Raw genomic sequence first — 1,273 nt, forward strand, 5'->3', positions numbered from 1 at the left:
CCCCCCCCCCCCCGCCCCCCCCCCCCCCCCCCCCCCCCCCCCCCCCGGCCGGGTCTGCCCGGCCGCCGTCGAACACTGATCGGTTACGCTGTCGCCGCCGCACGGTGAACGGCCCGCAGGCTCCGGGGGAAAAGCCTGTACGGAGCCCTGGGCCCCGGCGGCGATTCACACCGTCCTCTTCCCGCGCCCGGGGATACCCGGGCGCATCGAGCGTGTCAGGTCGTGCGTCGCCGGTTCCCTCGGGTCTGTTGGGTCTACTGGGCCCCACGGGCCTGACGGACCTCAGGGGTCCGACGAATCGCCGGATCCGCCCCGCGGCACCAGGACACGCGACGTAGGAGACATGGATGGCGGGCCGATCCCCCGACGCACCTGACGAGCAGACGACGCCGACGGACGCCTCCTCCGACGATCGCGATCCGAGCCGCCGTCCCGTGGACCCACGCACGGCCCTCGCGGGCCGTCCCTCCGCGAAGCGGCCACCGGCCACGGCGACGGGCAGCGCGCGGAGCGGGTCGGCGCCGGAGGCGACCGACCAGGGCCGGAACAGCCAGGAGCCGGACGGCGCGAACAGCGCCGAACGGAAGGGGCCGGACGCTTCGGACACCCCTGAGGACGCGGACGCCGCTTCCGGCCGCGACACGGCCGTTCCCACCGACGCTCCCGACGACGCGGAGAGCGACGACTCCCCCGCATCGTCCGCCACACGCCAGGACGGCGACGAGACGGTCACCTCGGCCACCACCGGGGCCTCCGGCCGCGACACGGCCGCTCCCACCGGCACTGCCGAGGACGCGCCCGCGTCCGACGCCACCCGCCGGGACGGCACCGAGGCGGGCGCTTTCTCCGGGAAGGCGTCCGGTGGGGACGACGCGGAGCGGGAGGGGGCGGACACCTCCGCCACTTCCGAGGGCACGGATGCGGCCTCCGGCCGCGACGCGGCCGATTTCGGCGACGCTACCGATGAAGTACCGGCCTCCGGTACCACCGGAGACGCAGAAGGCAACAACTCCTCGAAGGTTCCGTCCCCCGCTCACGCGGACGACGACAAGACGGACGCGCCTTCCGGCCGCGACTCGGCCGATTTCGGCGACGCCGCCGACGAAGTACCGGCCTCCGACACCGCCCGAAACGCGGAAGGCAACGGCTCCCCGCAGGAGCCCTCCGCCGCTCACGCGGACGACAACAAGACGAACGCCCCGGAGGACACAGACGCGTCCGCCGGCCGCGACACGGCCGAATTCAGCGACGCCACCGACGAAGTACCGGCCTC

Annotated in this window: 1 protein-coding gene; it reads left to right on the forward strand. The window is 74.8% G+C overall.

Annotated features, from left to right (window positions below; all coding sequences use genetic code 11):
* Nucleotides 1–347: 347 nt before the first annotated feature.
* The coding region (locus tag ACSNOK_RS33100) for a hypothetical protein (RefSeq protein WP_436784485.1) at nt 348–1,273 on the forward strand (926 nt) is incomplete at its 3' end.

Source organism: Streptomyces sp. URMC 126 (assembly GCF_051386555.1).
Classification (GTDB): Bacteria; Actinomycetota; Actinomycetes; order Streptomycetales; family Streptomycetaceae; genus Streptomyces.